18 protein-coding genes are annotated in these 26,396 nt (G+C 71.1%); 10 read left to right on the top strand and 8 right to left on the bottom strand.

What is annotated here, in order from left to right; all coding sequences use genetic code 11:
- Positions 1 to 63: 63 nt before the first annotated feature.
- The 9 genes from ACSYGO_RS09325 (at position 64) to ACSYGO_RS09285 (ending at position 12,096) form a co-directional block, all read left to right on the top strand.
- Positions 64 to 1,236, top strand: coding sequence for an AI-2E family transporter (locus ACSYGO_RS09325; protein ID WP_460386464.1), 1,173 nt, complete (start codon positions 64 to 66; stop codon positions 1,234 to 1,236).
- 98 nt (positions 1,237 to 1,334) lie between these two features.
- Positions 1,335 to 1,901, top strand: a complete 567-nt coding sequence (locus ACSYGO_RS09320; protein ID WP_460386463.1) for a PadR family transcriptional regulator — start codon at positions 1,335 to 1,337, stop codon at positions 1,899 to 1,901.
- A 53-nt stretch (positions 1,902 to 1,954) separates the two neighbouring features.
- Positions 1,955 to 3,673, top strand: coding sequence for an acyl-CoA dehydrogenase family protein (locus ACSYGO_RS09315; protein ID WP_460386462.1), 1,719 nt, complete (start codon positions 1,955 to 1,957; stop codon positions 3,671 to 3,673).
- A 182-nt stretch (positions 3,674 to 3,855) separates the two neighbouring features.
- Positions 3,856 to 5,460 carry a sialidase family protein gene (locus tag ACSYGO_RS09310; RefSeq protein ID WP_460386461.1) on the top strand — a complete coding sequence of 535 codons (1,605 nt, stop codon included), beginning with the start codon at positions 3,856 to 3,858 and terminating at the stop codon, positions 5,458 to 5,460.
- Positions 5,461 to 6,300: 840 nt separating this feature from the next.
- On the top strand, positions 6,301 to 6,951 hold the full coding sequence (locus tag ACSYGO_RS09305; protein WP_460386460.1) for a hypothetical protein: 651 nt from the start codon (positions 6,301 to 6,303) through the stop codon (positions 6,949 to 6,951).
- A gap of 5 nt (positions 6,952 to 6,956) precedes the next feature.
- Positions 6,957 to 7,610: a DUF5987 family protein gene (locus ACSYGO_RS09300; RefSeq protein WP_460386459.1), complete on the top strand. Its 654-nt coding sequence runs from the start codon at positions 6,957 to 6,959 to the stop codon at positions 7,608 to 7,610.
- Positions 7,607 to 9,196 carry a GMC family oxidoreductase N-terminal domain-containing protein gene (locus ACSYGO_RS09295; RefSeq protein WP_460386458.1) on the top strand — a complete coding sequence of 530 codons (1,590 nt, stop codon included), beginning with the start codon at positions 7,607 to 7,609 and terminating at the stop codon, positions 9,194 to 9,196. The genes ACSYGO_RS09300 and ACSYGO_RS09295 overlap by 4 nt, the downstream gene beginning before the upstream one ends.
- A 125-nt stretch (positions 9,197 to 9,321) precedes the next feature.
- Positions 9,322 to 9,702: a hypothetical protein gene (locus ACSYGO_RS09290; RefSeq protein ID WP_460386457.1), complete on the top strand. Its 381-nt coding sequence runs from the start codon at positions 9,322 to 9,324 to the stop codon at positions 9,700 to 9,702.
- Positions 9,703 to 9,873: 171 nt separating this feature from the next.
- Positions 9,874 to 12,096, top strand: a complete 2,223-nt coding sequence (locus ACSYGO_RS09285) for a TIGR03767 family metallophosphoesterase (RefSeq protein WP_460386456.1) — start codon at positions 9,874 to 9,876, stop codon at positions 12,094 to 12,096.
- A 530-nt stretch (positions 12,097 to 12,626) separates the two neighbouring features.
- Here the strand turns inward: ACSYGO_RS09285 and ACSYGO_RS09280 are convergent.
- Positions 12,627 to 14,594 carry a hypothetical protein gene (locus ACSYGO_RS09280; RefSeq protein WP_460386455.1) on the bottom strand — a complete coding sequence of 656 codons (1,968 nt, stop codon included), beginning with the start codon at positions 14,592 to 14,594 and terminating at the stop codon, positions 12,627 to 12,629.
- A 313-nt stretch (positions 14,595 to 14,907) separates the two neighbouring features.
- Between ACSYGO_RS09280 and ACSYGO_RS09275 the strand changes: the two genes are divergently transcribed.
- Complete coding sequence (locus tag ACSYGO_RS09275; protein ID WP_460386454.1) at positions 14,908 to 16,290, top strand: right-handed parallel beta-helix repeat-containing protein; 1,383 nt, start codon at positions 14,908 to 14,910, stop codon at positions 16,288 to 16,290.
- Between the two features lie 321 nt (positions 16,291 to 16,611).
- Here ACSYGO_RS09275 and exaC read toward each other — a convergent pair whose 3' ends face one another.
- From exaC to xylB, 7 genes are all read right to left on the bottom strand, one after another.
- Positions 16,612 to 18,135, bottom strand: a complete 1,524-nt coding sequence (exaC, locus tag ACSYGO_RS09270) for an acetaldehyde dehydrogenase ExaC (RefSeq protein WP_432172351.1) — start codon at positions 18,133 to 18,135, stop codon at positions 16,612 to 16,614.
- Between the two features lie 56 nt (positions 18,136 to 18,191).
- Positions 18,192 to 19,496, bottom strand: a complete 1,305-nt coding sequence (locus ACSYGO_RS09265; protein ID WP_460386453.1) for a GAF domain-containing protein — start codon at positions 19,494 to 19,496, stop codon at positions 18,192 to 18,194.
- Positions 19,497 to 20,076: 580 nt separating this feature from the next.
- Positions 20,077 to 20,673, bottom strand: a complete 597-nt coding sequence (locus tag ACSYGO_RS09260; RefSeq protein ID WP_460386452.1) for an N-acetylmuramoyl-L-alanine amidase — start codon at positions 20,671 to 20,673, stop codon at positions 20,077 to 20,079.
- Positions 20,674 to 20,756: 83 nt separating this feature from the next.
- Positions 20,757 to 21,770 carry an acetamidase/formamidase family protein gene (locus ACSYGO_RS09255; RefSeq protein ID WP_426678632.1) on the bottom strand — a complete coding sequence of 338 codons (1,014 nt, stop codon included), beginning with the start codon at positions 21,768 to 21,770 and terminating at the stop codon, positions 20,757 to 20,759.
- Positions 21,767 to 23,251: an APC family permease gene (locus tag ACSYGO_RS09250; protein WP_426678631.1), complete on the bottom strand. Its 1,485-nt coding sequence runs from the start codon at positions 23,249 to 23,251 to the stop codon at positions 21,767 to 21,769. The genes ACSYGO_RS09255 and ACSYGO_RS09250 overlap by 4 nt, the downstream gene beginning before the upstream one ends.
- Before the next feature lie 339 nt (positions 23,252 to 23,590).
- Positions 23,591 to 24,799, bottom strand: a complete 1,209-nt coding sequence (locus tag ACSYGO_RS09245; RefSeq protein ID WP_426678630.1) for an ROK family protein — start codon at positions 24,797 to 24,799, stop codon at positions 23,591 to 23,593.
- Positions 24,800 to 24,871: 72 nt separating this feature from the next.
- Complete coding sequence (gene xylB / locus ACSYGO_RS09240; protein ID WP_426678629.1) at positions 24,872 to 26,305, bottom strand: xylulokinase; 1,434 nt, start codon at positions 26,303 to 26,305, stop codon at positions 24,872 to 24,874.
- Positions 26,306 to 26,396: the final 91 nt, after the last annotated feature.

The following is a 26,396-nucleotide window of genomic DNA, read 5'->3' as shown; positions in this document are numbered from 1 at the left end:
GCCGGTTGCCCGGAATGCGCCTAATGTTCTCGACGTGACGGGCAGTCGGCAGCGGGAGGCACAGTGGCGGACGGGGGCGCATCGGCGGCGGGCCGCGGCCGAGGTCCACGGACGTCCGGCGCCACGCCCGGCAGCCGGCCGGCGCCCGCCGCGCGGCCCCCACGACGCCCCCGCGGCCGTTACCCCGTCCCGGCCCACGAGCGGGTGGTGCCCTGGCTCCGCGTCGCGGCCGCCTACGCCTGGCGCCTCATCCTGGTCGGCGTCGTCGTCTACGGCGTCTTCACCATCCTGGGCCGCTTCCAGCTCATCGCCGTGGCGCTCTTCCTGGCCCTGGTCATCACCACGGTCCTGCGTCCGCTCGCCGACCTGCTCGCCCGGTGGCTGCCGAGGTCGCTGGCGGTCACCGTCTCCATCATCGGCAGCGCGTGCGCCGTACTCGGTCTCCTGGCGCTCGTCGGCAGTGCCGTGGCGGGTGAGTCGGGCAAGCTGGCCGGCGAGTTCCGCGGCGGCGTCCACCGGATCGAACTCTGGCTCCAGCAGCCTCCGTTCCGGCTCGGCCCGGGCGCGCTGTCCCGGCTTCAGGAACAGATCGTCGCCTACTTCACCGCACACCGCGCCAGCCTGCTCAGCAGCGCCCTCAGCGGCTTCGGCCGCTTCGTGGAGATCGTCGCGGGGGCCGCGCTCGCGCTCTTCGCCTCCGTCTTCTTCATCCACTCCGGGGAACGCCTGTGGGCCTGGGCACGCGACGACCTGCTGCCCCAGGGAGCCCGCCCGGCGTGGGACCGGGCGGGCCACGCGGCATGGCGGACGTTCGCGGGCTACACGCGCGGCATCATCATCGTGGCCGCCACCAACGCCGTACTCGTCGGCATCGCCCTGTACGTGCTGCGGGTGCCGCTCGCACTGCCGCTGACCCTGCTGGAGTTCTTCGCCGCGTTCGTGCCACTGGTGGGATCGCCGGTGGCACTCGGTGTGGCCACCGTGGTCGCCCTGGCCGGCCGCGGGCCGCTGACGGCGGCGGCCGTCGTGGTCCTCATCGTCGTCATCGGCCAGCTCGAAGGCCACGTCCTGCACCCGCTCGTGATGAGCTGGGCCGTCCGGCTCCATCCCCTCGTCGTCGCCGTCTCCGTCATCGCGGGCAGCATCGTCGCGGGCGTGATCGGAGCCGTCGTGGCCGTCCCCTTCGTGTCGGTCGTCTGGGCGGTGCTCAACGTGCTGCGCCCCAAACCGCCGTAGCGGGCGAAGGCCCGCACATCCCCGCCGCCCGGGTGAGCCGTGTCTCACCCGGGCGGCGGCGCTTGTCTATGCAACGAGTTGCATAGCAAGATCCCGGCATGGCGCTCGACCACGCGATCCTCGTCTCCCTGCTGGAGAAGCCGGGCTCCGGCTATGAGCTGGCCCGCCGGTTCGACCGGTCCATCGGCTACTTCTGGACCGCCACGCACCAGCAGATCTACCGCGTGCTCAAGCGCATGGAGAGCGAGGGCCTGCTCGCCGTGCGCGACGTGCCGCAGCACGGCCGGCCGGACAAGAAGGAGTACTCCGTCGCCGCCCCCGGCCGCGCGGCCCTCTCCCTGTGGCTCCACGAGCCGATCGAACCGGAGAGCATGCGTCACGACCTCGCCGTGAAGATCCGCGGCGCGGCCTTCGACGACCCGGCCGCACTCGTCCGCGAGGTCGAACGCCACCACCAGGTGCACAGCGACCGGCTCGCGCACTACCTCGCCGGAGAACTGCGCGACTTCACCGGACCCGACGCCCCCGCACCCCTCGACGCCGGCCAGGAACTTCAGCACGTCGTGCTGCGCGGCGGCATCGCGTACGAGCGCATGACCATCGCCTGGCTCGACGACGTCCTCGCCACGCTCCACCGCCTCGGCGCGACCCCGCCGTCCGCCTGAAGAACACCGCACCCCCTCCCGAATCCCCGCCCCCCGCCCAGAAGGTGAACGCCATGGCCGACCCCCTGCTGTTCCACCCGCACACCTACGACCCGGCGCACTTCGACCCCGAGACGCGCAGGCTGCTCCGCGCCACCGTCGACTGGTTCGAGGAGCGCGGCAAGCGGCGCCTGATCGAGGACTACCGCTCCCGCGCCTGGCTCGGGGACTTCCTCGAGTTCGCCGCCGAGGAGCGCCTGTTCGCCACCTTCCTCACGCCGGCGTCCGCCGCCGGACAGGAGGACCAGCGCTGGGACACCGCCCGGATCGCCGCCCTCAACGAGATATTCGGGTTCTACGGGCTCGACTACTGGTACGCCTGGCAGGTCACCATCCTCGGTCTCGGCCCGGTCTGGCAGAGCGACAACGCCGCCGCCCGCAGCCGCGCGGCGGAACTCCTGTCCCAGGGAGAGGTCTTCGCCTTCGGTCTGTCCGAGAAGACCCACGGCGCCGACATCTACTCCACCGACATGCTGCTGGAGCCCGACGGCGACGGCGGCTTCCGGGCCACCGGCTCCAAGTACTACATCGGCAACGGCAACGCCGCCGGACTGGTCTCGGTCTTCGGCCGCCGCACCGACGTCGAGGGGCCCGACGGGTACGTCTTCTTCGCGGCCGACAGCCGCCACCCCTCGTACCACCTCGTGAAGAACGTGGTCGACTCCTCCAAGTACGTCAGCGAGTTCCGCCTGGAGGACTACCCGGTCGCCCCCGAGGACGTCCTGCACACCGGCCGCGCCGCCTTCGACGCGGCCCTCAACACCGTCAACGTCGGCAAGTTCAACCTCTGCACCGCCTCCATCGGCATCTGCGAGCACGCGATGTACGAGGCCGTCACCCATGCGCACGGCCGCATCCTGTACGGCCGCCCCGTCACCGCCTTCCCGCACGTGCGCCGGGAACTGGCCGACGCGTACGTCCGCCTGGTCGGCATGAAGCTGTTCAGCGACCGCGCCGTCGACTACTTCCGTTCGGCCGGTCCCGAGGACCGCCGCTACCTGCTCTTCAACCCGATGACGAAGATGAAGGTGACCACCGAGGGCGAGAAGGTCATCGACCTCATGTGGGACGTCATCGCCGCCAAGGGCTTCGAGAAGGACAACTACTTCTCCCAGGCCGCCGTCGAGATCCGCGGACTGCCCAAGCTGGAGGGCACGGTCCACGTCAATCTCGCGCTGATCCTCAAGTTCATGCGCAACCACCTGCTGGAGCCGGTCGAGCACCCCGCCGTGCCGACCCGCCTCGACGCGGCTGACGACGCCTTCCTGTTCCGGCAGGGACCCGCCCGCGGTCTGGGCTCCGTACGCTTCCACGACTGGCGCGCCGCCTACGACGCGTACGCCGAGCTGCCGAACGTCGCCCGCTTCCGCGAGCAGGCCGACGCCCTGTGCGAGTTCGTGGCCACCGTCGCCCCCGACGAGAAGCAGAGCCGCGACCTCGACTTCCTCCTCTCCGTCGGCCAGCTGTTCGCCCTGGTGGTGCACGGTCAGCTGATCCTGGAGCAGGCCCGCCTGACGGACCTGGACGCGTCCGTGCTCGACGAGCTGTTCTCCGTGCTCGTCCGCGACTTCTCCGGACACGCCGTCGAACTGCACGGCAAGGACTCCGCCACCGAGGAGCAGCAGCGCTGGGCGCTGGGCGCGGTCCGGCGTCCCGTGGTCGACGAAGCACGCTCGGCACGTGTCTGGGAACGCGTCGAGGCGCTGGCCGGGGCCTACGAGATGAAGCCCTGATCCAGGCCTGAACGGGATCACCTCGACGACTCCGCCGTCCGGCCCATCAAGGGGACCGGCCATGAGGCCGAAAAGGATCGAGCGGAGTCGTGCCCGGCCCCGGCCGGACGGCTCCGCGCCCCACGCAGCCCCGATGCCGCGGGTGCCGTGCCCCGGGCGCCGCGGCGCAGAGGAGATCCTTGATGCGCGTCCGCCTGCCTCTGACCGCCGCCACCGCCGCCGCGTTCCTGCTCACGGCGGCCGCCGGAGCCCCTCCCGCGGCGGCCGACCGGAATCCCGACGGCCGGCCGCTGCGCAAGGTGTCCTTCGGAGACCCGTACGCCGACTGCACCATCGGCGCACGGTCCCCGGACAGCGTCGTGTACCCGGGTACGGAGGTCGAGCCCTACCTCTCCGTCGACCCCCGTGACCCGAAGCGCGTCGTCACCGTGTTCCAGCAGGACCGCTGGTCGGACGGCGCCGCGCGGGGTCTGGTGGCCAGCTGGACCAAGGACGGCCAGACCTTCCGGGAGAGCACGCTGCCCTTCAGTGCCTGCGCGCCGGGCGGCGCGGACTTCGAGCGGGCCACCGACCCCTGGGTGAGCACCGGACCGGACGGCACCGTCTACGCGAGCGGGGAGGGCGTCGACTTCACCAGGAGCACCCGCAGCGCCCTGCTCGCCGCCACCTCCCGGGACGGCGGCCGTACCTGGCGGAACCTCACCACCACCCACGTCGACGAGCAGCCGTTCTTCAACGACAAGCCCTCGGTCACCGCCGACCCGACCCGCAAGGGCACCGCCTATCAGGTCTGGGACCGTCTGGACAACAACCCGCACGGCCCGTCCTCCCTCGACGGCCCCGGCTACATCTCCCTCACCCGCGACGGGGGACGCACCTGGAGCGAGGCCCGGCGGTTCGTCGCCACCGACGACGTGCCGAACTCGCAGACCATCGGACACGTCATCGTCGTCGACCCGCGCAACGGCACCCTCTACGACTTCTTCGACCGGATCACCTACTCCGACGACCTGAGCACCGTCGTCGACGCCCACTTCGACGTGGTGACGTCGACCGACGCCGGCGAGACGTGGAGCGCCGCGATCACCGTGGCCCGGGACACCTCCGTACCCGAGGTCGACCCGAACGACCCCGCCAAGCTGCTCCGCGCCGCGGCCACCCTGCCCAGCCCGGCCATCGACCCGAAGAGCGGCACCCTCTACATGGCCTACCAGGGCTCGGACTTCTCCGAAGGCGCACACAACTCCGTCCAGCTGGTGCGCTCCGGCGACGGTGGACGCACCTGGAGCAGGCCGACGCTCATCAGCCCGAAGGGCGTCCCCGCCTTCTCCCCGTCCATCGCCGTCGACAAGCGGGGCACGGTCGCGCTCACGTACTACGACCTGCGCTTCCTCCGCCCGGGCGACACCACCACGCTGCCCACCGCCTACCAGCTGGCCACCCTGCCGCACGGCGATCCGCGACACCTGGCCGAGCGGCGGATCTCCAGGGTCTTCGACTGGCTGCAGGCGCCGTTCGCCGGAGGCTACTTCCTCGGCGACTACCAGGGCCTGGTCGCGGACGGCCAGGGCGTGCGGCCGGTGCTGACCGAAGCCGGCTCCGATGTTCGCCGGGCCCGTACGGACGTGTACAGCGGTGTCTTCCGCGTCCCGGTGACCGGTCCGGGCCGCCCGGGTCCCGACGTCCGTCGTGAGCCGAAGGTCTCGAACAGCCGGCCGGGACACCCGCACTCCGTGAGGGTGCCGCAGCGTTTCCTCGACATGAACGCGCCGACGAGCGGCCGCTGAGAACGCCACCGGGGACCAGGGCGGCGGGGCCGTCCATCGGTGGTCGACGGGGGAGCGCTGGACATTCCCCGCCGTCGCGGACGCCGAACCGGCCTTCGCCCGGCGGCCCGGCGGTGCGGAGACGCGGCGGCGTGGAGAAGCGCCTGACGGGCCGAAGGGCCGGTCGGGCGCCTCGTCTCGCGCGACGTACTCGTTCACCTGCTGGTGTCCTACTCTCCGAAGAAGCTGGGCTTCTTCCAGGCCTCGCGTACCGCCCGGATCACCGCCGAACCGGCCCGGCAGCACATCGACCAGGGTCGTTCCCGGCCTGCCTTCCCAGGACGGCAGGTACGCCCTCGCCCTGGTGCAGATGGACAGCAAGAACACCGGCTAGCCCAAACAGGCGGACGTGGCACAGGCGTTGGGCGAGGACGTCGGGCAACTGACCCGTGGCGCACACCTCGACGTGAAGACCGCGCTGTCCACCGCCGCGCCGATGGCGGGAGATCTGCCTGCCGGAACCAGGCGAACATCGGCTACTGGATCATGCCGAGCTTTTTGGCATGATTATGACAATTATCTCCGGCGGATCGGTGATGCGGAACGTGGGCGGCGAGGCGTCGGCGGGGGCGCCCACGTCAGGACGCGATGCGGGGTCGAGAGACCAACAACCATGAGGAACTGCCTAGTTGACGGCAGTTCCTTCCACAGGCTCAGTGGCTCAGTCACTGACCCACCTCTTGTACTGGGCGGTAGGTGTGCCCCATCCTCGGTATGCCGATCGCCCCGCCCAGCGCGCCGCGGCGGCCGGCCCTGCGTGACATTCACCCTGCTGCGTTTACGGGAGGTCCCGTGTTTCCCTTGCGCCTTCGTGTCTCGGCAGCCGGCTGCGCGCTGGTTCTGGGAGCGTCCGCGGCGTTGCTCGCGAGCAACGCCGCCGTCGCAGCACCGTCGAAGCCGGTCGTCCGCGAGAGCCCGGCCCGGCAGCCGACCCGCTCCGCAGAGGTCGCCGACACGTCCGTGGGTCCCTTCACGGAACCGGGGTTCGCCGCCGGCTGCACCTGGCACGAGTTCGGGGAGGGGGAGCAGCCGCCGTGGTGGCTGACGTTCGCCGACCCGCTGTGCGTGGAGTACAGCAAGCGGGACATCACCATCGACGACGGAGGGGCCCTGCGGTTCCTGGTGGCCGAACCCTCCCGGTTCGCCGTCGCCATGGTGACCTGCCACTACTACCAGAAGGACCACTGGAGCGTGCAGTCCACTCACGGAGCGATGCCGTGGGTGGCGTGGGACGGTCAGTACTGGTGGGACAAGGCCGCGAGACGGGCCGGAGCCCGCCTGACCAATTTCCGCATCGACGGACACACCGTGGGCATCGGAGACGCGGTCACCGCCCTCGAACCGGACTTCCCCGACGTCGCCCGCGCGCTGAGCGACTACGGTCAGGCCGCGGGTGAGACCGGACTGACCGTGTCACTGCCCTACGACCTGCGCTGCGCATGGGCCGGGTGATCACCATGACCGGGTCCGACCGGAGAACCATCCTCAAGGCACTGGTCGCCACGCTCGCTGGACTGTCCGTCGGCGCTTTGGACACACCTGCGGCCGCCGCGGCCGACGCCTCCGAGAGCTGGACGACACAGACACTCGAGGCGTTCGCCGACACCCTGATCCCGGGCCAGCGCCGCTTTCCCGGCGACGTGGTGATCGCCGGTGCGGTCACTGGCCCCGGTGCGGTACAGGCCGGTGCCGTCAGCCTCCTCCACTCGCCCGAACTGCCGGTGGCGCCGCTGTTGCCGGCGATCGCGGCGCTGCTGGACGCCCGCGCCGTCGCCTATGCCGCCCTCCGGCTGATCTGGCTGCCACCGACCCTCCCGCCTTTCGTGGGCCTGTCCTTCTCCGACCGCACCGCCCTGGTCGGCGGCCTGTTCGACCCAGACGACCTGGACCGGCCGATCTGGCAGGTGATGAGCCTGCTGGTGGGGCTGGCGTTCGACACCGCCGGACAGCAGGACACCGGCGAGGCTCTCGGCCAGGGCCATCCAGGACTGGCGTGGCTGCGCTTCCCCGCGCCGGACCCGGACGGCCTCTGGCGCTTCCCCGATTTCTCCTACGGCCGCCCGCTCGCGGCACTTCATCCGAACACGACCGCTTCGGGGAGTCCGGCATGACGGGGCAGACCACGGACGTCCTGGTGATCGGCAGCGGCTTCGGCGGCGCGATCCCGGCCTACTACCTCGCGGCGGGCGGAGCCCGCGTCACTGTTCTGGAGCGCGGCCCCCGTGCGGCCGCCGCCGACTTCACCCACTCGATGCGCCTGGGCACATACAACAAGATCGTGGACGTGGTCCGCGGTGACGGAGTCGCGGTGGTCGCCGGCAACTGCGTCGGCGGCGGGAGCGTCGTCTACTTCGCCGCCTCGCTACGCGCACCGTCCTTCGTCTTCGAGCGCCACGGCAGCCTCGGCCGCCGGCTGTGGCCGGCCGCCCTGACCCGGGCTGCCCTCGACCCGTGGTACGACCGGGTCGAGGAGGCGCTGCCCGTCACCCGGACCGACTGGCCGGACGTGTCCTACGCGGGCGGGGTCCTGGCCGCCGCCTGCCGACGGGCCGGACACACCTGCAATCCCGTGCCGGTGGCGGTCGACACCGACGTCTGCACCAACTGCAACTGGATGCTCTCCGGCTGCCGCTTCGACGCCAAACGCTCCCTGCTGCTCAACTACCTGCCGGCGGCGGAGGCCCACGGCGCGGACATCCGCCCGCTGCACGAGGTCCAGACCGTCACTCCGTCGCCGCTGTCCGGCTATCGCTACGCCGTCGGCTACACCGTCCTGGACCCCGACGACTACAGCTGCACAGCCCAGGCCGGTGTCATCCACGCCAAGGTCGTCGTACTCGCCGCCGGCGCCGTGGGCACGCCCGTGATCCTCCAGCGCTCCGCTCTCCTCCTCGGGGACATCCCGGCCGCTGTGGGGCGCTACTTCTCCGGCAACGGCGACCGAGTCAGTGTCGCCGACATCGTCGAGGACAAGGCGCGCTCACTGCTGGGTCTTTCACGTCCCGACGGTTCCGCCTACCAGGGGCTGCCCGTGGGCCGGCCCATCACCGCTGCCACCTACGACCACCTGGACCCGACCGCCCCGGAGTACAGCCGCTTCACCCTCCAGCAGATCTACTTCCCCCCGCTGACCAACGTGCTGGCCCAAGCCGCCAGGTCACCCGCCTGGTTCGGCATCGAGAAGCGGAACATGCGGGCCCGGTGGCGCTCCTGGCTCACCCTGCTGGCCATGACCGAGGACGACAACGAAGGCACCTTCGGGACCGTCCCGCTCACCGGCAGCTTCACTCGGCTGGCGCCAGGGCTCGGACAGGGCACCATGACCTACCACCCCACCTCCCGTACCCGCCGGGCATGGGACCTGGCCGACGCTGCACTGCGGGAAATCCTGGAGAAGGACGGCCTCTCCCGGGTCCGCCCGTGGAGCGAGGACGTCGCCGGCACCGTCACGGCCCATCCGCTCGGCTCGGCGCGGATGGGCGACGATCCCGCCACCAGCGCGCTCACCGACGGCCATGAGCTACGCGGCCACAGCGGACTGTTCGTCACCGACGGCGCCGCCGTCCCCACCTCTCTCACCGTCAACCCCTCACTGACCATCGCGGCCCTCGCCGAACGCGCCGTCGCCACGATCGTCACCCGTGCCGCCGAAGCCGGGGTCGCGCTCCGCCGCGACGTTCCGCTGCCCGGCCGCTGACGGGCCCGTGGAACGAGCCGGAACGGAATGGAACACCGGAAGAGGAGACGAGTCCGACCTTTCCTGGGGGACATGGCGTGGGTATCTCGCGAAGAAGGTTACTGACGACGACCGGAGTGGGTGTGGTGGCGGCAGCCATCGACGCGGGCGGTTTCCGCGCCGCCGCCGAAGCCGGGACGCCGACGGGCGCCGGCAGGTCGGCCGCTACGGCGACTGCCTCCACATCGGACGCGCCGTTGGTCACCACGTGGGACCAGACGGTGCAGCGGGCGAGCTATGCCCAGGGCGCGGGCTACCAGCGGCTCGTCGCCGGGCCGGGCGAGCCGCACATCATCCGCACCGACCTCTGGTCCCGCTTCGGCCCTCCGACGATGGCGTTGGCGGCGTTTGCGCAGATGACCCCGCTGTACCACTGCACGCAGACCGACCCCAGCAGCACCACCTGGTCGGCCTGGGAGTCCTACCAGTTCCAACTGCGCGCCACGCACACCTCCGCCGGTCTGTGACAGACCCGGCGACACCTGATCCGTCCCGTTCTCCCGCCTGAACGCGGGTGCCGGCCTCGCCGGACCCGTCCCGTCATCAGCCCCTCGGGACTCCACCGCGGTCAACGGAGGTGCAGGACGGGCGAACGACGACCTCGCAGCATGTCATGCCCCCACACCGAAGGAATCGACATGGCAATCTCCCGTCGCAGGATCCTGACAGCTGCCGGAGTGGCTGTGGTGGCCGCGGCCATCGATGTCGGAAGTCTGCGCGCCGTCGCCAGTGCCGCATCGCCGCCCCTCGGCACCGGTGTCGCATTCGGGCGCACCACTCTGGACCAGACGGTGCAGATCGGCCCCGACCTGGGCATGGGATACCACGGTGTGGTGGCCGGCCCCGGCGAACCGCACATCACCCGCAACGACTTCACCCTCGCCACCTCGCCACAGATCACCCGATCGCTGATCGCCTTCGCCCAGATGTCCGACCTGCACATCGTCGACGACCAGTCCCCGCTGCGCGTCGAATGCCTCGACCGGCTCGCGGACTACGGACCTCCGCACTACAACTCGTACCCGACCGAATCGGCGTACCGCGCGCACGAATTCCTGTCGACACAGACGACCGACGCGATGTGCCGAGCCGTCCGGCAGGTCCTCCGGAGTCCGCGGACGAGCACACCTCTGGCCTTCACCGTCGTCACGGGCGACGCGGTCGACAACTGCCAGTACAACGAGTCGCGGTGGTACATCGACCTGCTCGACGGCAATACGGTGCGCCCGGACTCCGGGGACCTCACCAAGGACGAGAGCGTGGGAAGCGGCCAGTTCGGGACGGAAACCCACTACTGGCATCCCGAAGCACGGCAGACTCCACCCGACAACAACACCCTCCACGGCTTTCCGGTCGTGAGTGGGCTGCTGAAGGGCGCCCGAAGACCGTTCACGGCGACCGGGCTGGGCATGCCCTGGTACGCGGCCTACGGCAACCATGACGCGCTCGTCCAGGGCAACGTCCCGATCGACATCCTCCCCTTCGACCCGCTCAAGAGCATCGCCACCGGCTCCACCAAGCTGACGGAGGTCGAGGGAGTCCCGGACGTCTTCGACAACACGGCGTCGTACTACGTGGAGCTGCTGAAGGACATACTGACGGGTGCTTTCACCCTCCAGACCGCCCACGTGACGGGGGACCCGTCCCGGCGGCTGCTGGCGCGCAGCGAATTCATCGGCGAGCACTTCAACACCACGGGAACCCCTCGCGGGCACGGCTTCACGTCCGGCGGCGACCAGGCCTACTATGCGATTCCCTCGGGACCGAACGACATATTCCAGTTCCTGGTGCTGGACACGACCAACATCAGCGGCGGTGCCGACGGCGCCATCGACCAGGACCAGTGGAACTGGCTGAACGCCCAGCTCAAGGCCAACAGCTCACGCTACGAACTCGACGACTCCGACGGCACCCGGGCCCGCACGGTCGTCAACCAGCCCGGCGTGACCGACAGACTCATCGTCATCTGCTGCCATCACACGCTCGACTCGATGGACAACACGGACAGCGAGTCCCCGTACGGCGGTACGGAACTGCGCAACCTGCTGCTGCGCTTCCCGAACGTGATCCTGATGGTCGACGGCCACACGCATACCAACAACATCTGGGCCCACAAGACTTCTTGGCCGTCCGTCATCGGCAACGGCTTCTGGGAGGTGAACACCGCCTCGCACATCGACTGGCCCATCCAGAGCCGGATCCTCGAGATCGCCGAAGGCGGCGGCATCCTGTCGATCTTCACGACCATGGTCGACTCCGACGCACCGCTGTCGTGCAACGGGGACACCAGCACCCCCGTCGCGCTCGCCTCGTTGGGACGTGAGCTGGCGGCCAACGACCTTCAGGCGGTGGCGGCCGGCATCGGCAAGCGCCGTGGAACAGCCGACGCCCGCAACACACAGCTGCTCCTTCCCGTTCCCTTCTCGCTGCCCGCCGGACGCGGCACGCCGCTGCCGAGCGCCGGCTGGCCGGTGGTTCAGCAGGGGGCGAGCGGTGAGCGGGTCAGGACCGCGCAGTACCTGCTCAACGCTCAGGGGGGCACACTGAGCGTGGACGGCTCGTTCGGCCCGTCCACCAGTAGCGCGGTGCGGTCCTTCCAGTCCAGCCGCGGTCTGTCCGCCGACGGGATCGTCGGACCCGCGACCTGGCGGGCCCTCGCCGTTGTGGTGCAGCAGGGCAGCAGCGGGCCCGCGGTGACGGCGTTGCAGCGTCAGCTCAACGCCCACGGGACCGCGCTGAGCGTGGACGGCTCGTTCGGTTCGGCCACCGGCAGCGCGGTGCGGTCCTTCCAGTCCGCGCACAGCCTGTCGGCCGACGGAGTCGTCGCGTCCACGACCTGGCAGATGCTGACCGTCCTGTGAGGGGACCGTCCACGGGACCGCCGGCCGGCCGAAGCCGACCCGCTGGTGCCGTGGCGTGCGGGCGCGGCACCGCGCGGGCGGCTGACCGGGAGCGGTGCGGTACCGCCGGCGGGTCCGACGGGTTCGTCACCCGTGACAGGGCCGGCCGGCGGCCCGCACGACCGGGCCGAGCCGGCCCGTCCGCATGCGCACGGGACGGTGCGGGTGTTCGCCGATCAGCGGGCCGGCATCCGTGGTCCGTTGCAGCGCGCGGCGGATCGCCTTGCCCACGGCGACCGGCCGACACCACGTCGACGTGCTGCATCGCCCCGAACGCGTGGCACGACGAGCGGTGCGGATCGTACTCACCGAACTCCGCCGTGCGGCCGCGACGATCCAGAGCCGGGACATCGGCCCGGAAACCGCCGCAGCGCACGATCCGGCCGCCGCACCTGAAGCGCCCGGCTCGACTTCGCGGGCCCTGCCGGCGCCGCGGCGGGGTGCCGGGCGGGCGGCCCTTCGATCCGGGCGGAAGCGCGGCCTGACACGCGTCAGGCGGGCCAGTACGAGCACCGCACCCCGGTGTGCACCGCGTGCCGAAGGTGTTCACCGATCACCGGATCGGCTGCCGCGATCCGGTCCAGCGCCCGGCGGATGGCCTTGCTCACCGCGACCCGGGAGCGTTCCTCGCCCTCGGGGAAGCGGCGGGCGCGTCCGCTCAGGCCGGTGGCACCCGCCAGCTGGCTCATCAGCCAGTCGTGTTCGACCTGGGCCACGGCGGCGCGCTCATGGTCGTCGGCCGCCTGGAACTCGTCCAGTTCGGTGCGCAGCCGGGCCAGACGATTGCGGTACTCCTGCGCCGCCACCCGGTCCAGTACCGGCTGCCCGGACAGGGCCGTGCGCTCGGCGGCCTCGTTGAGCGTGGTCAGCCCCGCCACGAGGTCGACGGACCGGATCTCCTGGCGCGGGTTGGCGATCAGTACCAGCAGATGCAGCATCCCCACGCTGTGCTCCACCAGGACGCTGCGCCCGCCGAACCCGATCCGCCACTTACGGCCCAGCCGGGTACAGAACGCCGCGGGCTGCCCCCGCCCGTCCTCGCCATGCGGTTCGGCGCCGCCATGTCCGTCCTTCTGCGGCGGCGCCGCCGCGGCCTCCTCGGCGGCCGCGGCCATCTCCCGCCGGACGGCGTCGGCCTCCTCCTGCCGGCCTGCCCGTACGAGCGCCACCGCGAGCCGGTCCCAGGAGGCCGTGACTGCGGGCCAGTGCGCGAGGGCGAGGTTTTGCCGTACCGCGTCCCGCAGATGGGTCACGGCCCGGTCGACGTCTCCCATGGTCAATGCGGCGACCCCCAGCGCGTGGTGGGCCGAGCCGAAGCAGGCGACGGCAAGACTGCCCACTATCGGCAGGTGACCGTACGGACTCAGCAGCTCGTAGACCCGCGCCGCCGTGGCGGTGTCGTCAAGGAGATAGGCGGCCTCCGCGACACCGTGCATCGTCACCATCCAACTGCTCGACCGAGGCAGGTCACCGAGGTCGCGGCCGCACAGCGTGGCCAGCGCGCTGACGGCCTTCCGCCGGTCCCCGGCCGTCACCGTGGCCACCGCCAGTGCAGCCAGGGCGTGATCGTCCACAGCGCTTAACGTCGGGGAGTTGACCATTTCGCTGAGCAGCGGCACGAGCTCGACCACCCGGCCCTGGTACCAGCGGATGGTGACCAGCTGTGCGGCCTGCCACACCGTGGCGTTGACGTCACCGGCGGCGATCCCGCGCTCAGTACAGGCCCCGGCCAGCGCCTCTGCCTCGTCGAGGCGGCCCGCGCGGACGGCCAGCATGACTTCCATCGCGCTCACGACGAAGCCCACCGCGAGATGGTCCTGCTCGGCCAGCAGGCCGCGCAGCTCCGCCAGGCAGCGTTCCGCGTGCGAGTCGCCGTCCAAGAACATGTCGACCGTCTGCCACAGCAGGCCCATCAGCAGATCGCTGCGGCGGGAGGTACGGAAGCTCTCCGCGACCAGCTCGGCGGCCAGTTCCCGGCGCAGTGCGCCGTGCTCCGGGCCGATCAGGCAGTGATGGGCCAGGCTCAAAGCCTCCGCACGCGCCATCGGGTTCTGTCGTGCCCTCGCCTGCTCGAGCAGCGCCAGTATCGCCGTGTTGTCGCTGTTGCGGTAGTCGCCCTCCCCGGCCAGCCGGATCCGCAGCCGCAGCGCCAGCGAGGACTCGGGGTCCAGCAACTCCAGCGCCCGGCGTATCTGCGATTCCAGGAGTACCGAGCCGGCGACCGTGCGGTGCTCGTGCACCCACAGGCCACCGAAGCCGAGGGCGGCCGCCGCCATCGACCGTTCCTCGCCCACCGACTCGGCGATCCGGTAGGCACGTTCGAAGCGGTCCCGGCCGGTGCGCAGATCGCCGTTGTCGACGACGGCACGGGTGCCCTCGTCGAGCAGGGTCTGAAGTTCACCGGGCCCCCGGGCGTCCGACCCGGACGCGTCCCGAACGGGCGCATCGGCATTGTTCACGGCTGATTTCTCTCCTGGGTGCACTCGACAACGCCAGGTGAAGCCGGCTGGACCGCCGTGTGGGTCGTGATCGGTGGCCTTGCCACAGGCGGGGGACGACGAGTGAGCCTAGCGCAGAGGCCGCGGCGGGGGAACAGGTCCAAGTTGTAGGGCAGGTGGACACCGCATGAGGCCCGGAGTCCGGGACCCGGGGCGGACGACGGGGGAACGCGAGGGCACGGGAGGGCACGGGAGGGCACGGGAGGGCACGGAGTGGAACGCTCACCTCGCAGTGACACATTCAATCGTCCACTCTTTCGAAGGGGACTCAGTCGTGGGCTTTTTCGGGCATCGACGCTCGGCCCTGAGCGGCGCCGTGGCGTTCGCCTTCGGGTTGCTGCTCAGTGGAGGTCCGGCGGCGTCCGCCGCCCCCGCCGCGGGGCCGGTCTTCTCCATCACCTCCAACAGCCAGCAGGACCTGTTCGTGCAGGCGATCGACACCCCGGACGCGGTGGTGCGGATCGCCGGGAACGTGGATCTGGACCTGACCGGACGGGAGTATCTGCCGGTCGCCCCGGGCGTCCAGATCCTGGGTGACCGGACGCAGCGCCCGCAGGGCCCGCGGCTGTTCACGACGTCGTTCCCGCACATCCTCTTCAGGGTCGGGAACGACGGGGACGGTACGCGCAGCGACAACGTGCGGTTCAGCGGAATCCGGTTGCAGGGCGCGGAGAGTGACGACCCCTATTCGGCGGTCGACACCAGCGACTCGGACGGAATCCGGGTGGACTCGAGCTTGAACGTGGAGATCGACCACAGCGAGATCGATCACTGGCGCGGTTCGGCGGTGAACATCCAGGACGGCCAGAGCCGGATCGGCCTGTGGAACGCCCAGACCGTGTGGGTGCACGACAACTACATCCACCACAACCAGCACCCCACCGGCATCATCTGCTGCGGTCACGGCGCGGGCTACGGCGTGGTGATGGGCCACGGCGCCTATGCGCTGGTCGAGCGGAACGTGTTCGACTACAACCGGCACGCGATCACCGGCGACGGTTCGGCCGGAGACGGCTATCTGGCCTACCGCAACCTGATCTGGGGCGGCGGCGGAGACAACTCCCATGTCTGGCACACCCATGAGATCGACATGCACGGCAACGACTCGTCCTGCAGCTACGAGTGCGGCTCCGCGGGCGAATACATGGACGTGGAGTACAACACGGTCTGGTACACCAACGGCACGGGGGTCAAACTGCGAGGGACGCCCAGTGTCGGCATGACCGTGTCGCACAACGTTTTCCGGCATTCGAGCCTGTGGGTGGGTTCGATCCTGCCCATCCACGCCGCACTGGACCAGACCGAGACCGGGCTGCACCAGTCCGCCAACACCCTCGACTCGTACACCGGCGGCCAGCACAAGTACTGCGACTTCGACGGCGACGGCGTCAACGACGCCTTCATCGCCACCGGCATCACCTGGTGGTATCAGTCCAGTTCGCTCGGCGGGCGCTGGAGCTACCTCAACCAGTCGACCACGCGGCTCGCCGACGTGACGCTCGGCGACGTCGACAGTGATGGTCTGTGCGATGTCAGCTACCCCGGCGGGGTGTTCGTCAACCCGGGCCAGGACGCCTCCTCGACCACGGCGGTCAGTAGCGGCTTCAACGGCGACGGCCGCACCGACATGGCGCTCAGCGGCGCGGACACGTGGTAGGGCCTGCCCGTGATTTCCTCCCAGGGCGACGGCCGCTTCTCCCAGGACATCGCCGTGGCCGGGGACTTCCCCTAGGTCGGCCGCCACCAATGTCGTTGTTTTTTGGGCTGTGGGCTTGACGCCCAGTAGGCCCTGCGGTGCCTCGTCGAAGGCGGCGGGCGGGACCGTGCGTGGAAGACGCCGTTCGGCCCGTGGCTGGCCCGGGACAGATTCACTTGGAGCCCGTGCAGTGGCGTTGGGCGCTGTGTTGATTGCGGAGCGTAGCTCCGGCGTCGGAGTGCCTGGAGGGCAACGAAGCCTCCAGGCACCCGACTTCGCGCTCTAGAAGAAGCCGAGCTTCTTCGGGGAGTAGGACACCAGCAGGTTCTTCGTCTGCTGGTAGTGCTCCAGCATCATCTTGTGCGTCTCGCGGCCGATGCCGGACTGCTTGTAGCCGCCGAACGCGGCGTGCGCCGGGTAGGCGTGGTAGCAGTTGGTCCAGACGCGGCCCGCCTGGATCGAGCGGCCCGCGCGGTACGCGGTGTTGATGTCCCGCGTCCAGACCCCGGCGCCCAGCCCGTACAGCGTGTCGTTCGCGATCTTGATGGCGTCGTCGAAGTCGTCGAAGGACGTGACCGAGACGACCGGCCCGAAGATCTCCTCCTGGAAGATCCGCATTCGGTTGTCGCCCTCGAAGATCGTCGGCTGGACGTAGTACCCGCCCTTCAACTCGCCGTCGTGCTCGATCCGTTCACCACCGGTGAGGATCTTGGCACCCTCCTGCCGGCCGATGTCCAGGTAGGAGAGGATCTTCTCCAGCTGGTCGTTGGAGGCCTGGGCGCCGATCATCGTGTCGGTGTCCAGCGGGTGGCCCGGCTTGATCAGCTCGGTGCGGGCGACGGCCGCCGCCATGAAGTCGCCGTACTGGCCGCGCTGGACGAGCGCCCGCGACGGGCAGGTGCAGACCTCGCCCTGGTTGAGCGCGAACATGGTGAAGCCTTCGAGCGCCTTGTCCCGGAAGTCGTCGTCGGCGGCCCACACGTCGTCGAAGAAGATGTTCGGCGACTTGCCGCCCAGCTCCAGCGTGACCGGTTTGATGTTCTCCGAGGCGTACTGCATGATCAGCCGCCCCGTCGTGGTCTCACCGGTGAAGGCGACCTTCGCAACCCGGGGGCTGGACGCGAGCGGCTTGCCCGCCTCCACACCGAAGCCGTTGACGATGTTCACCACGCCCGGGGGCAGCAGATCCGCGATCAGGCTCATCCAGTAGTGGATGGACGCCGGGGTCTGCTCCGCGGGCTTGATGACGACCGCGTTGCCCGCCGCCAGCGCGGGGGCGAGCTTCCAGACCGCCATCAGGATGGGGAAGTTCCACGGGATGATCTGCGCGACCACACCGAGCGGCTCGTGGAAGTGGTACGCCACGGTGTCGTCGTCCACCTCGCCGAGCGAGCCCTCCTGAGCGCGGATCGCCCCGGCGAAGTAGCGGAAGTGGTCGATCGCGAGCGGGATGTCGGCCGCCAGGGTCTCCCGTACCGGCTTGCCGTTCTCCCAGCTCTCGGCGACCGCCAGCTTCTCCAGGTTCGCCTCCATCCGGTCCGCGATCTTGAGCAGGATGTCGGCGCGCGCTGTGACGGAGGTGCGTCCCCACGCGGGAGCCGCGGCGTGCGCCGCGTCCAGCGCCCGCTCCACGTCCTCGGCGGTGCCCCGCGCCACCTCGGTGAACGGCTGCCCGTTCACCGGACTCGGGTTCTCGAAGTACTGCCCGCGAGCCGGCGGCACATACTCCCCGCCGATGAAGTGGTCGTAACGCGCCTGGTAGGAGACGATCGCGCCGTCGGTGCCGGGCGCCGCGTAACGGGTCATGCTGGTCTGCCTCCCGGAGAAGCGCTGCCCGCCGTTGGGCAGCTCTCGCCGCGAGGCTAGGAGCGCGGACGTTGCGAGGACGTTGCACCGCCCGGCGCCCGTCCCGGAGGCCATGCCGCCGACAGTTCACGCTCCAGCGCGTCCAGCCGGGACCGGACGGCCGCCGTCGGGCGTACCGAAGCCAGCGCCCGCCACACGTCCAGGTCGTCCTCGCCCCAGGGTGCGCGCGCCCAGTCCGCCAGCAGATCGGGATCGCGGCGGGCGACGAGCGCGGTACGCAGCCCGTCCGCGAGTCTGCGCCGCAGCCGGACCACCGCGGGCGCTCCCGAACTCGGCAGCAGCGGACCCGTGTAGGCCGCCATGGCCGCCGTCACCGATCCGGTCCCGAGCCGCCGCTCCACGACCTCGACATCGGACTCGACCGGCACCGCGAGCCGATAGGGTCGCGACTCCAGCAGACCCGGTCCGAGCAGTCGGCGCAGCCTGGCCAGTTCGGCGCGCAGCGTCACCGGCGTGACCGACTCGTCCTCGTACAGCGCGCACAGCAACTCGTCACCCGTCAGGCCCTCCGGATGCCGGGCCAGCAGCACCAGGATCTCGCTGTGCCTACGGCTGAGCCTGATCTTGCGGCCCCCCGCCAGCAGCTGGGCTTCGTCACGGCCCAGCGCGGTCAGCTCCAGGCCGTCGGTCCTGGTCTCGGGCGGTGCGAGCAACGCGAGATGGGACTCGGCCGCCCGCGCCACCGCCTGCACGAAACCGAGACTGTGCGGATGCGCGAGCCCGTCCCCGCCGGTCAGGTCCACCGCGCCGAGCACCCGCCCGGTGCGCGGGTCGTGCACCGGCGCCGCCGCGCACGTCCACGGCTGGACGCGCCGGCTGAAGTGCTCGGCCGCGAACACCTGTACCGGCCGGTCGACGGCGACCGACGTGCCGGGCGCGTTCGTCCCCACGGCGGTCTCCGACCAGCGCGCTCCCGGTACGAAGTTCATCCGGTCCGCCTGTCGCCGCGTCGCCGGATGGCCTTCCACCCACAGCAGCCGGCCCTGCGCGTCGCACACCGCCAGCAGATGCTCCCCGTCCGCCGCGAACGTCCCCATCAGTTCCCGGAACAGCGGCATCACCCTGGCCAGCGGATGCTCCGCCCGGTAGGAGCCGAGGTCCTCGTCGGTGAGCTCGACGCTCGCCGTACCGTCGGGGGCCACCCCGGCCCGTGCCGAACGCCGCCACGAGTCGGCGACGACGGACCGCACCGGCCGTGTCACCGTGCCCGCCTCGGTGAACGACTGATGGGCACGACGCAGGACCCGCATGCGCTGCACGGGGTCGGCTCCTGGCTCCAGGGCCACCCAGGGATCGGTCAACTCGGCCTCCCGGAAGGCGATGCGGCTGGGACCATCGTCACTCCCGGTGCGCGCCCGGACAAGCTGTGTGCCCGTCCTTGCACCGAATCCAACCGTGCGAGCAGCCATCGCACCCGCGCGTCCGTCCGGCCGGACCAGCCCGGGTTGCCCGCGCGTCCGTCCTGCCCGACGAGCTCGCGGTGCCCGCATGTCTGCGCTGCCCGACGAGCCCGCGGAGCCGGCACGTCCGCGCTGCCGGACCAGCCCGCGGAGCCGGTACGTCCGCGCTGCCGGACCGGCCCGCGGTGCTGCACATCGGCGCCGTCCGACGAGCCGGCGGAGCCCGCATGTCTGCGCTGCCCGACGAACCCGGGGAGCCCGCACGTCCGCGCTGCCGGACCGGCCCGCGGTTCCGCACGTCCCGTCCTGCTGGACGAGCCCGCGGTACCTGCACCCTCGCGATGCCGGACCAGCCCGGAGCAGCTGCGCGTTCACCGTGCCGGACCGGTCGGTGTTGGCTGACATCCGCCTGCCGGTCCGGCCGCGGAGCCGACGTCGTCCTGCGGGCCTCGGCATCCCCGAAGGCCCGGGAGCCGTGGCGTCAGGCGAAGTTGACCAGCCTTATGTAGCGCGTCCAGTCCCAGTTCGGCCCGGGGTCGGTGTGGTCGGTGCCCGGCACCTCGTAGTGCCCGATGATGTGGGCGCGGTCCTTCGGAATGCCGTACCTGGTGCAGATCGAGGCGGTGAGCTTGGCGGACTCCTCGTACAGGGCGTTGGTGAAGTAGGCGGGGCGGTCCACCCAGCCCTCGTGCTCGATACCGATGCTGCGGGTGTTGTAGTCCCAGTTGCCCGCGTGCCAGGCGACGTCCCGCTCCCGGACACACTGCGCGACATGGCCGTCGGCCGATCGCACCACGTAGTGGGCCGACACCTGTTTCTGCGGGTTCCCGAAGATGGACAGCGTGTCGCTGTACGTCTCCTGCGTGACATGGATGACCACGTAATCGAGCCGATAGGTCGTCGGCCGACTGGACGCCGTGTAGTTGGACTTGCTCGCCGCGGTCCATTCGGCGCTCGGATAGTCGACGGCCGTCTGTGCCGTGGCGCGCGTACCGGGGGCTAACGCGTAGGGGAGGGCGGCCAGGGCCGCGCCCTTCAGCAGCCGCCGCCGGCTCGGGAACGATCTCGCTCGCTCCATGGTGTGTACGCCTTTCACGTGTGGGGGGCGCTTGTGGGGGATGGTCTCGATCGTGGTGGGCGTCCAGCCGGCGCTCGCGTGTCTCACCGCCGGAGCGTGGCGGCCTTCTCGCGCAGTTGCCGGTGCAGTCCGCGGTGAGTCTCTCGCGCCGGCAGCCACTCCTTGCGGAGCTTGGCCACGCACGTGTAGTTGGTGTCGCAGACATTGGCGAGCGGCGATTCGACGGCCTGCGTCGCGAACTGGTAGGCGTCCAGCTCGCTGAAGCCGTAGTCACGCACCAGCCACTGCACCAGGTCGAGCTGCGATATCCGGAACGCGTCCTCCAGAGGGCGCGCCGAGCCGGTCGAGACGATGTGCGTGTCCGACTCGATGCGCGGCCACGGCGTGGCCACCTGCTTGAGGAGCTCGACGATCACCATCGTGTTCATCGCGCACTCGACGGCCACCCCGCAGGTCTCGCCCTCGCCCTGCCGGGCGTGCCCGTCGCCGAGGCTCAGCAGCGCGCCCTCGACATTCACGCCGAGATAGCAGGTCACGCCCGCCCGCATCTCCGGTGTGTCCATGTTCCCGCCGTGAGCGTCTGGCACCAGCGCCGAACGCACCTCCAGGTTCGCCGGCGCCACCCCGACGGTGCCGTGCATCGGATCCATCGGGAGCTCGACCTCGATGTCGCTGTCACGCGCACTGAACAGGGCGGTGCGACGCTCCCGGTCGAGCTGCCAGATCCACACGGTCTCCGGCAGCGGCGGCTGCAAGGTGGCCGTGGTGTGCGTGGAAGTCAGCGCCCCGAAGAGGGGAACCGTCGTCGATGCCGCCCAGTCACGAGCAGGCTCGATGGACACGAAGTGCACCGCGACCGTGTCACCGGGCTCCGCACCCACCACGTGGAAGGGGCCGGTCTGCGGATTGAGATAGGGGAACTCGCAGACCTCGGACACCAGGTCCTTCTCGGACCGCACCCGACCCGCGAAGCAGTCTTCCGTGTAGAGGTCGAGGACCGTACCGGGCTCGATGCGTGCCACGGGCGGCGCACCTCCGAACGTCCACGCGTACTCGCCCGGCGCGGGCCGCACGGTCAGGATCCGGGGGTCGCTCATGACTGCACGGCTCCGCTCTGCCGAGGTTCGGCGGTGGGGGTCTCGTCGAGGTGGACACGCGCGGTCTCGGCTATGCGCCCCGGATGGCGGCGCAGCAGCACGATCAGTACGGCGACCCCGGCGAGCATCCAGACGCCGACCACCGGTCCGGCGTACGACACGGGAGCCGTCAGCTCGGAGACGAAGTCGAAGACCGGCAGCCCCGCCGCGGTCAGCAGCGCCGGAACGAACGCGACGATCCCGAGCACGGGGAACAGCAGATGCCGCACGGGGCGGAACAACTCCCGCCTGCGCCGCAGAAAGTAGCCCGCGCATGCCAGGTTCACCACGATGTACACGCCGATGACCACGGTGACGATCACCGTCGCGAGCAGGAGGAACGCCGTCACGGGGTCGTAGGCGAAACCGAGTCCCAGCATGGCCGCCAGTGCCACCGCACCTTGCACGACGACGCCGGCGACGGGGGAGCGGTGCCGGGGGTGCAGGCTCGCGAAGAGCCCGGGGAACACCCGGATCCGGGCCAGGGCGAAGGCGGTTCGCGTGGAGACGTTGGAACAGGCGTTGGCATTGGCGATCGTCGAATTGACCACCGCCAGGAACACGAGCACCCAGAACAGGCCGAACGAGGCGCGTGCCACGCCCTCCCACGAGGCGGCCCCCGAGGCGCCGAACCCGGTGAAGCGGTCCGGGCCGAAGTAGACGGACATGGCGTAGGTCGTCACGACGTACACGAGGCCGATCGCGAGTGCCGCGCCGAGGACGGCCCGGTGCATCGTGCGCCGCGGGTCCTTGGTCTCCTCGGCGAGCGGGGCGGCCGCCTCGAACCCCGCGAAGGCGAGCACGGTGTACACCGACCCCGCGAACACGCCGCTGATGCCTTCGTACCCGTCGGCCGTGTGGGACGTGCCGAACACCGAAAGAGTGTTGTCGCCACCGGCCTTGGCGATCAGCCACACCGCGAACACCAGGAAGACCAGTACCTCGAAGACGCCGAGGACGGTGCCGAAGCGGGCCGAGGCGCGCACTCCGAAGTAGCCCGCGACGGCGATGATCGCGGCTCCCGCGAGCGACCAGGGCCACCACAGGTCGTCCGGATACGACGACCATTCCTGGTGCAACGTGCCCGCCGTGGTGAACCCGAGCTGCAGGAGCAGCAGCGGCGGCACGAGAGCTTCGACGAACACGTAGCCCCAGCCCACGAGGAAGCCGACAGCCGGATGCAGTCCCTGGGCCGCGTAGGTGGCCACGGAACCGGCCGAGGGCAGCTCCCTGGCCAGCTCGGCCACGCACGAGGCGGTGAACAGACAGGCCACGAGCGCGACGAGCACGGACAGGGGCAGACTGCCGCCCGCGAAAGCCGCGCCCGACGGGATGGACGCGGCGACCGCTGCCGCCGGCGCCATGGCCGTGATGCTCTGGAACAGGACCTCGCGCAGCCCGATCGCCTCACGCCGCAGTCCTGGAACCGTCTCCCCCGACATGTGAACCCCCCGATCCGCCCGGCGCACAGCCACCCACCGGGCGGCTGCGCCTCGCGTGAATTACGGTACGGCGCTTGCCGGTTGGGCCGGAAGAGCGAGGCGTCAGTCCGTGGACAAGTCCGTGACTGTGGACAACTCGGCCACTCGAAAGGGGGAGTGGCGCCTGTGCGCTGACGACCGCCCGCCGGCGGATCGGGCCGTGCCTGCTTCGCGCGCCTTCGCAACCGCTGCCGGATCGGGCCGGGCGCGCTCTGCCCCCACCCTGTGATCGAGCCCGACGCGCTCTGCCCCCACCGCGCGATCCGGCTGGGCCCGCTCCGCCACCACCGCGTGATCCGGCTAGGCCCGCTCCGCCACCGACGCCGGGTCGTCGAGCACGCTGCGCACCACTGAATGCGCGGCGCCCAGCAAGGGCCCCTCGGGCCCCAGCCTGGAAACCGAAACGGCGCAGGCGGGACCCGCGGTGCGGCGGGCCAGCTCCTCCTCCAGCGACGGCAGAAGCCAGGGTGCGAGACCGGACAGCGCGCCTCCCAGCACGACGGTCTCGGGGTCCAGCAGATTGACCGCCCCTGTCAGCGCGATGCCGAGCGCGGTGCCCGCGTCGCGCAGCGCACGCCGTACGTGCGGGTCGCCCTGCGCGGCGCGCTCGGACAGCAGTCCCACCCGGTCTTCGCCCGGCTCCAGACCGGCGGCACGCAGGACGGCCTCCTCTCCCGCGTACTGTTCGAGGCAGCCGTGTCCACCGCACGGGCACTGCGGTCCGTCCGGATGCACCGGCACGTGCCCCAACTCGCCTGCGAAGCCACGGGTTCCGCGCAGCAGCTGCCCGTCGACGAGGACCGCGGCACCGATACCGATCTCCGCGGACACGTGCAGGAAGTCGCGCGGGGTCGCGTCGCCGAGCCACAGTTCGGCGAGGCCGCCGAAGTTGGCTTCGTTGTCCACGGTCAGCGGCAGATCCGCGGGAAGCAGTGCGCCCAGGTCCGTGTCCCGCCACTGGAGGTTCGGGGCGCGGACCACGGTCCGGGCGTCGCGCGCCACCAGACCGGGCACGGCGACCGCGAGGCCCGCGGGCCACAGCCCCTCGCGCTCCGCCTCGTCGACGACCTGCCGCACCAGGGCCGACAGCTCCTCGACGACGGGTTCCGGCGACCGGCCGCGGTTCGTGCCGTGGCGCACCGCACGGGCCCGTATGTCGCCGCGCAGGTCGACGGCGCACACGGCGAGGTGGTCGACGCCGACCTCGGCACCGATCCCGGCCGGCCCGCGCCCGCTGACGGCCAGCGCCGAGCCCGGCCGGCCCACCCGGCCCGGCCGTTCGGGACCCAGCTCTTCGAGAAGTCCCGAGCGGATCAATTCGTCGACGAGCGTCGACACGGCCGCCCTTGTCAGGCCGATCCGCGAGGCGACGGCAGCGCGCGACAGCGGCCCCTCGGCACTGACGGTGTGCATGACCCTGGACAGGTTGCGGCGGCGCATGCCCTGCTGAGTGTCGGGCAGGCGGCGGCCGGATCCGGTCGGGTGGGTCTCGTGCAGCGGTGCGGTCATGCCTCCGTCAATCCTCGTTCCTGTCGTCCTCGCGGGCCCACGCTCCTGCCGTCACCGTACGGGCCGGCCTGACTACGGCCGCTCCAGCAGCGGAGCCGCGTCGGAGAGTACCCCGGCGATCCTGGCGAGCGTCTCGTCGTCCCGTTCGACGGCGTCGAGGACCGGTCCCCGGGCGGTGTTCCAGCGCCGGGCGACGGCGGCCGGGTCCTCGCCGGTGAGCAGGCCCGCGGCCTGGGCGGCCGCCCCGAGCGCCACGAGTTCCTTGGCCTCGGGCACCTGCACCGGCCGCCCCGACAGCCGCCGCACGGTCTGCTGCCAGGCGGCACCCCGGGCACCGCCGCCGATCAGCAGCAGAGGTGCGGTGCGGTCGGCGTCCGCGTCGAGGACGAGATCGAGGGCGCCGAGCAGCGAGTGCACCGCACCGTCGTACGCCGCCTGGAGAAGCTGCCCGCCGGTCGTGTCGTGACGCAGACCTGTCAGCAGTCCGGCCGAGTGCGGCAGGTTCGGGGTGCGCTCGCCGTCCAGGTAGGGCAGCAGCGTCACTCCGGACCCGGGTTCCACGGCCTCCCGGTCGAGGCCCAGGAGCGCGGCGACGCGGTCGACGGCCAGGGTGCAGTTCAGGGTGCAGGCCAGCGGAAGCCAGTCGCCGCGCGCGTCGGCGAAGCCCGCCACCGTGCCGGTCGGATCGGCGGGGCGCCGCGTCGACACGGCGTACACCGTGCCGGACGTCCCGAGGCTCAGCACCGCGGTGCCGGGGCGCAGACCGAGGCCGAGCGCGGCGGCCGCGTTGTCGCCGGTGCCCGCGGCGACCAGGGTGCCCCTGGAGAACGGCAGGCCGCCCTGCGCGTGGACCGTTCCGGCCACCTCGCCGGGCCGGACCACGCGGGGGAGCAGCGCCGGGTCGAGCCCGACGTGCGCGAGGACCTCGTCGTCGTAGGCCTCCGTCCCGGACGTCCACCAGCCCGTGCCCGAGGCGTCCCCGCGGTCGGTGGTGCCCTGCCCGGTGAGTCGCTCGGTGAGGTAGTCGTGGGGCAGCCGGACGGCCGCCGTCGCCCGGACGGCGTCCGGCTCGTTCTCGGCGAGCCAGGCCCATTTCGTGACGGTGAAGGACGGTCCGGGCACGCTGCCGGTGCGTTCCGCCCAGGCCTTCGGGCCGCCCAGTTCCTCGACCAGCCGGCGGGCCTGCGGCGCGGACCGCACGTCGTTCCACAGCAGGGCGGGGCGCACGGGCTCGCCCTGGGCGTCGAGGGTGACGAGGCCGTGCTGCTGTCCGCCGATCGAGACCGCGGCGGCCTCGTGCGCGGCGTCCCCGCACTGGTGCAGCGCTTCGCGGAGCGCGTCCCACCACTGCCGGGGGTCGCTCTCGCGGCCCGCACCCGTGGAGACGGTGTGCGGTGCCTGCCCGCCGGCAACCACCCGTCCGGTGGACGCGTCGACGACCAGGGCCTTGGTGGACTGGGTGGACGTGTCCACTCCGACGACGAGCGGACCCTCGGCTGCTGACATCGGGCTCTCCCTCTTCCCGCGGCTCCGCGGGATCTGTCCTGGTGGTGGGGCTGTCCGGACCGGCTCGGCCCGGGTTTCGCACTTCGTCTCT

This window comes from Streptomyces krungchingensis (genome assembly GCF_054729265.1).
The sequence above is the reverse complement of the archived record's forward strand: the minus strand, read 5'-3'. Positions and strand labels throughout refer to the sequence as shown.